This is a genomic window from Rhizobium sp. O111 (assembly GCF_055616315.1).
Window position 1 is genome coordinate 43,980 of record NZ_JBSHXL010000002.1, and the last position, 6,105, is coordinate 50,084.

Sequence of the window (6,105 nt, forward strand, 5' to 3'; positions counted from 1 at the left end):
CTATGGTTTCATAGTTGTTACGAAAACGTCAGGCGCCGGCCTCGCGGACCAGAACTTTTACAACCTGACGCCAGACACGGCCGGCAATACTTTCGCCTTTGCCGTTCAATACAACCACGCCTCTGACGGTCTCCGACAAAGCCTTGCCGGATACCTCTGCGGCAATCGCATACTGTGCCGAAACAGGGCTGAGGCGCAGACGTTCATGGGCGTTCTGCGGGTGGACCGCGATCTCGCCGTGATATTCGGATGTCAGCTGCGGAATATCGATCTCGGAGGCGCCCGCCGAGGCGATGGAGGTGAGTTGCACGGGCAGCGAGGACTGCGTGAGGTCGTCGGGGATGAAGTGGCCGGTGGCGCCGACTTCGAGGCGCCCCCGGTCGCTGCCGGACACGAAGCCGCGCGCCGCCATGCCGGACGCGCCAGCGATGGTCGCGAGCTGATCCTTGCGGCTGATCCAGCGGCCGAGATGAACCTGCGGATCGATGTCGATGACAGTGCCATCGAACGGCGCGCGAACGATGAGCGATGCCTGCCGGCGCGCAAGCCCGTCACGCTTGGCCTCGAGTGCGGCCAGTTGCGATTGAAGGATACCGCGGTCGACGAGGTTTTGTGGATCGGCCAGCACGCGTGCCAGGCGGTAGCGCGTCAGCTCCGCCTCGATCTCGGTGGTGCGAAGCTCCTGCTGCAACTCGGGGCGGACGATGGAAAACAGTACGTCGTTCTTCTTCACGACATCGCCGCGCTTGATCCCTATCGCCTCGATCTTTCCCGGCTCCATCGGGAAAAGCCGCGTGAACTCGTTGGGATAGAGCGCCGCCGGGGCCGACACGCTCTTGAAGATCGGCAGCGAGAGCAATGCGACGATGGCAAGGAAGATCGCCAGCGACAGATAGCTGCGTCTGCTCGTGATGATGTCATGGCGCATGGTCCACCACTCCCGGAGTTCTGACAGGATCGGCCGAAGGATGAAAAAGCCGATCTCGACGGCAAACAGCATCACGCCCACGATCTTGATCGTGAAGTGATAAACGAGCAGCGCGATGCCGAAATAGAGAAACAGCCGGTAGATCGTCGTGGCGATCGCATAGAGCGTCACGATCACGTCGAGCTTCGGACCGAAGCGATCGGGCCGTTCCTCGCCGGTGTTGAACAGGAGGTTCCGAATCCGCCAACGCAGATGCCGGAAAGCGCGCGGCTGCAGGTTCTCGACACCAAGGAGATCGGCGAAGATGTAGTAGCCGTCGAAACGCATGAAGGGATTGAGATTGACGATCAGGCTCAGCACCCAGCCGGTCGCCGCAAGAACGAAAGCCGCGGATCGAAACGGCCCGTCGGGCAGAAACACCCAGAGAAGCAGCGCGAAGACGGCGATATGCATCTCGGTCAGCACGCCTGCCGTGTCGATCTTCAGCCGATCGAAACGCGACTTCAGCCGCCATGCATCGCTGACGTCAGTATAGAGCAGCGGCACCAGCACCATGAAGGCGATACCCATGGTGGGAACGCGGCAGCCATGGCGGTGCGCGACATAGGCATGGCCCAACTCGTGCATCGACTTGATGAAGCCGACCGAGATTACCGAGACCACGATGCCCTCGAGCGTGAAGATGTAGGGAAACGTGCCGGTGAAGGCATCCCATTGCCGGGACACCAGATAGAGTCCGAGAATGGCGGCGCATATGGTGAAAGCATGGAAGGCAGGGCTGAAGAGCCCGGTGATGTAAGGGGCTGTCTTGCGGATGAAGCGATCCGGCCTGACCAGCGGAATACGGAAGAAGAGGTAATTGTGGATCAGCCGCATGAAGAGCGAATGGCGGCGCGTCGCGCTGGCATGAAGTGCGCGCCATGTCGCGGATGCCGGCTCGGTCACGAAAAAGCTTGTCTCCAGCATCCGCATCGCGGCATAGATTTCTTCCTGCTCGGGAAGCCGTCCGAACTGCGCCTGCACGGCCTGGATGAGGCCGCGCAGCGAGCGTGCGAAGTTCCAGAGCGTCAGCAGCTGAAACATTTCGAAGGTGATGCGGAAGAAGCGGTTGCGGACCGGGTCGAGCACGATCCAGACCGGCTCGCCAGACAGGCTAGTGCCACCGCGCACGATCTGCAGATCCTCGCGCAGGGGCGGCAGTCTGAGATCGGGCGAGGGTGATACACTCATAGACCCAGCCGCTGCCTGATCGCGGCAATCGGCCGCCGGAACAGATAATAGGCCAGCGGCACCTTCTCGCCGAAGATCTGCGATGTTCCGCGAATGCCGAGACGCAGGCCGCGCTCCGGCACCGTGTCAAATCCGGCATAGATGCGATAGGCCAGAATGTTGCCCTCTATCATCTGCGGATCGAAGGAGGAGGACAGCGTTTTCGCCGCGACCGGGTGCAGTGGATCGGCATCCAGAAACGCGCTGACAGCAGCGCCGTTCTCGACCGCGATGGCATCAGCCACCGGCACGTCGATGCGTAGCTGAACGCGCTTAGGGTCGGCCACTTCCATCACGCGCTCGCCGATCGACACAGGCCGGCCGATCCAGTCGCGCTTGTCGGTGAAGATGACCACGCCGTCGGTTTCTGCTTTCACGCTGGTGCGCGCCAGCATGTCGGCCGCGTAGTCGCGCTTGGCCGATGCGACGCTCAATTCGCTTCGGGTGACCGCCAGATCGCGCCGGGCTTCCGGGTCGGCGATGGCGCGTTGGCTGATCTGCATCAGCTTCGCCTGCGCCACTTTCACATCCTGCTCGGCGACGCGCAGCTCGTTTCGAAGGGCGGTGTCGGCCAGCCTGAAGAGCGGCTGTCCCTTGACGACGGTTGCGTTCGGATTGACGAGGATCTCCTCGATCGCGCCATCGAGCGGTGCCGCGACGATCTCCGGCGCGACCGGAACCACCTCGCTCGGCGCCAGCACCGTCATGTGTACGGGTATGAACATCGCGGCGATCGCCAGCACTGCGACGGTACCGATCAGCGGCTTGATCGGCAGATTGCGCTTCAGGCGTCTTGGTCCGCTCAGCGCCCGCCAGGCGTGGGAATAGGTCTCGGCCAGCCTTTCGGCCAGCAGCAGATCCGCCTCCGGCCATGGCGTTTCGCGCGCCAAAAGCATGCCCGCGAAGATGTGGCCGTCGCGCAACTGAAACGGCACCCAGGCCATGAAGCGGAAGGGATAGCTGTCCTGCTCGATCTCGCCGGGCGGACAATAGGCGGGAAGGGTGAAGGCCTTGATCTTCGCGAGCCCTGCCTCGCGCGACAGCTGCCTGATGACGCCCTCGACGAAGCGGATGCGCGGGGCGTTTCTGTCCACCGCGCCGATCGAAGAGACCGTCTCGACCTTGAAGACACCCTTGGATACCGACAGCACGAAGATCTGCCTGGCCTTGGTGAGCTTCATTGTCTCGTTGGCGATGAGGAAGCGCAGTTCGCCGACGCTTTCGACACGGCGCGCATCGGCTTCGATCCTGAGCAACAGTTCGTAGGCGTGCTGGGCGGCGGCCGCTGCCGGTGGCTGAAGCTTGATGGGATCGCTGGCTGGCTTTTCGACACCTTGCATCTGCGTATGCCTACTCACTCGGGATTTTGAACACTGTGGGGCCACTCATGCCCGGCAGGACGCCGGTGGCCTGGCCGGAAAAACGCCCGGTCACCTTCACCGTCTGGCTGACCGGATCGACGGTCGCGCCGATGCTGATAATGTCGACCGGCAATGTCTTGGCGGTCTCGTCGACGCTCAACGAAAACGCTTCGCCTTCGCGCAGCCAGCGCAGCCAGACGGAGGGTACCAGCACATCGACAAGCAAGTCGTTGCTGGCGACGATGTGCATGATCGGGCGGCTCGGTTCCGGGGTTTCATGCGCGTGGGAGGGCATGGCGCCGATCCGGCCGTCGAAGGGCGCTCTTATCGTGCAGCGCCCAAGCTTGCTGCGATAGGCATCAGCCTCGCCTGCTGCCTGGTTTGCCTTGGCGCGCGATATGTCGACCTCGAATTTGCCGGCAGCATTCGAGCGTGCCAGCCGCTCGTCATTGGCAACGGCGATCTGCGCGGCCGCCAGCGCCGCCTCGGCGGATTTGAGCTGGGCCTGGATATCCCCGCATTCGAAGGTGGCGAGGATATCGCCCTTGTTGAAGCTCTCGCCTTCCTTGAAGGGCAGGGTGGCGATGGCAAAGCCGAGATCGCTCGATATCGAGGCTTCATCGGCGGCGCGAACGATGCCGCGCAGCCCTTCCAGCGATGCCGTGGCATCCGCCGCATCATTGCCGGCGGCGTAAGCTGCGCCACCTGCCAAGAGCTGTATCATCAGAACGGATGCCGCTATGTGCTTCATCACGGTCTCCCATGCCGGCGGTTATTTCGCCGCAACGAGGTCTGTCTTCAATTCACCGCGCTCCAGCCACATGTCACGCAACTCGCCAGCCATTTCTTTCACGGGTAGGGTGGTGCGCAGCGTTTGCGGGAACGGATCGATGCCGAGCGATGCATAAATGTTCGCATAGGCGTTCTGCAGGTCGGCATAGGCCATGTCGAGCTTCGCATCCGCGAGCAGCGCGTTCATCTCCTCGCGGATTAGCATCTGCTCGCTGGTCTTCTGCGCGTCCGTCTCGGTGCGCACCTGGGTCAGGATCCGGTGCGAGACGTTAGAAAGTGCGGCCGCCGTCGAATAGGAGTGCTTCAGGTGGGCATAGCGGGCGCGGCTGATATGGACCTGCGTCATCACAGCCATCGCGACAGAAAGCGAGCGCGTATCCAGCATCTGCTTTTCGGCCTCGATCTTCTTGTTGACCGCCGGCAGGGTCGCGAGCTTCATCAAATTGAAGCTGACCTTGGCGCCCCAGGAGACCCAGTCGTTGGTGGCGATATAGTCGTTGGAATCGTAGTTCGGGCCAGCGTAAAGGTTGATTCCGGGCAGCAGGTCGAGCAGCGCCGCATCCACTTCGCGCTCGTTGATCCGCAGCCGGTAGGAGATTTCGCGCATCTCCGGGCGGTTGGTCGCGGCGATATTGAACATTTCCTGCGAGGTGTAGCTGATTTTCAGCTGCGTATCGCGGCGCTTGGGAACCTCAAGCGTGAATTCCGTGCCGGGCTTCACGTTCATCAGAGCGGAAAGCTGCGTCTTGGCGACCAGCAGTTCGCCTTCCAGCAGCTCCACCTCGCGCTTGACCTCGATCAGTTCGCGCTCATAGGTCAGCGCCACCAGCGGCGACGTTTCGCCGTTGGACGAAAGATTGCGGGTATCCTTGAGCGCGCGGGCGACGCGGCCTTCCAGCGCGCGCATGCGGCCGACGAGACGCTGGTAGCTCACCGCGCGCCAATAGGCCGTGCGCACATCCTCGATGACCTTGTTGACCATCCGCCGCTTCATCTCGTCCTGAACCAGCACTTCGTCGGTCGCCTGCTTAGCGCGCACATAGGAGAGGCCGAAATCGAGGATGTTCCAGGAGGATGTTAGGTCGGCCGTAACAATACTATCATCGCGAGTAGAGGCCTCGGTGGGGTCCGCTTCGCTGCGGCCGGCATACCCTGCGCCGGCTACAATCTTAGGCAGTGCGGAATAGCTCACCAAATCCGCCTCCCGCAATTTTAGCGCCGCCTGCATAACCTCTACCTTCGTGTCAAGATTGTATTTGAGGGCTCTTGCCATGGCTTCGTACAAATCCACCCTATCGGAGATGGGCTCCTGATTTGCGGTGGCAAGGGCAAGTCTCTCCTTGCCGAAGTTTGCATGCGCTTCTGGGGGCAGCGGTTTGGGGGTAACGGTGCATCCTGTCGCAATCAGACTGACGGAAACCATTAGAAAGACTGGGAGTTTCATTCCATTCATTCCTCGAACCTGTTCCGTATACGACTAAGCCGCAGGTAGCTCGTGTCTACGGATATGCAATTGCGGGGCGTAAATTCGGCAATCAGAACGCGCTTTAGCAATACGAAACTGTCGTCTGAGTACGTTCAGTCTTTGCTAACATGGTTAATCAACACTTAACAAAACACAATCTTTCAGGGCATTCTTTATTGATGTGTGCTAAATGATGTGTCGGATGGATACGGTGACGGGCTCCTGTCATGGTTGATTTAGAGTTGACTAATTCCTGTTGGTCGAAATTAGGAAATTGTTAATTCTCTGCT

4 protein-coding genes are annotated in these 6,105 nt (G+C 60.9%); all 4 read right to left on the reverse strand.

The features are described from left to right. Positions 1–28 precede the first annotated feature (28 nt). From ACVTFQ_RS19990 to ACVTFQ_RS20005, 4 genes are read right to left on the reverse strand one after another with little or no spacing between them, the layout of a single operon-like run. Complete coding sequence (locus ACVTFQ_RS19990) at positions 29–2,158, reverse strand: site-2 protease family protein (RefSeq protein WP_112435331.1); 2,130 nt, start codon at positions 2,156–2,158, stop codon at positions 29–31. Continuing rightward, the gene (locus tag ACVTFQ_RS19995) at positions 2,155–3,537 is read right to left on the reverse strand and encodes an efflux RND transporter periplasmic adaptor subunit (protein WP_112435330.1); all 1,383 of its coding nucleotides are present in this window, start codon (positions 3,535–3,537) and stop codon (positions 2,155–2,157) included. Before ACVTFQ_RS19995 ends, ACVTFQ_RS19990 begins: the two co-directional genes overlap by 4 nt. Before the next feature lie 10 nt (positions 3,538–3,547). Continuing rightward, positions 3,548–4,309 carry an efflux RND transporter periplasmic adaptor subunit gene (locus tag ACVTFQ_RS20000; protein WP_112435329.1) on the reverse strand — a complete coding sequence of 254 codons (762 nt, stop codon included), beginning with the start codon at positions 4,307–4,309 and terminating at the stop codon, positions 3,548–3,550. Positions 4,310–4,330: 21 nt separating this feature from the next. Beyond that, on the reverse strand, positions 4,331–5,542 hold the full coding sequence (locus ACVTFQ_RS20005) for a TolC family protein (protein WP_470423985.1): 1,212 nt from the start codon (positions 5,540–5,542) through the stop codon (positions 4,331–4,333). Positions 5,543–6,105: the final 563 nt, after the last annotated feature.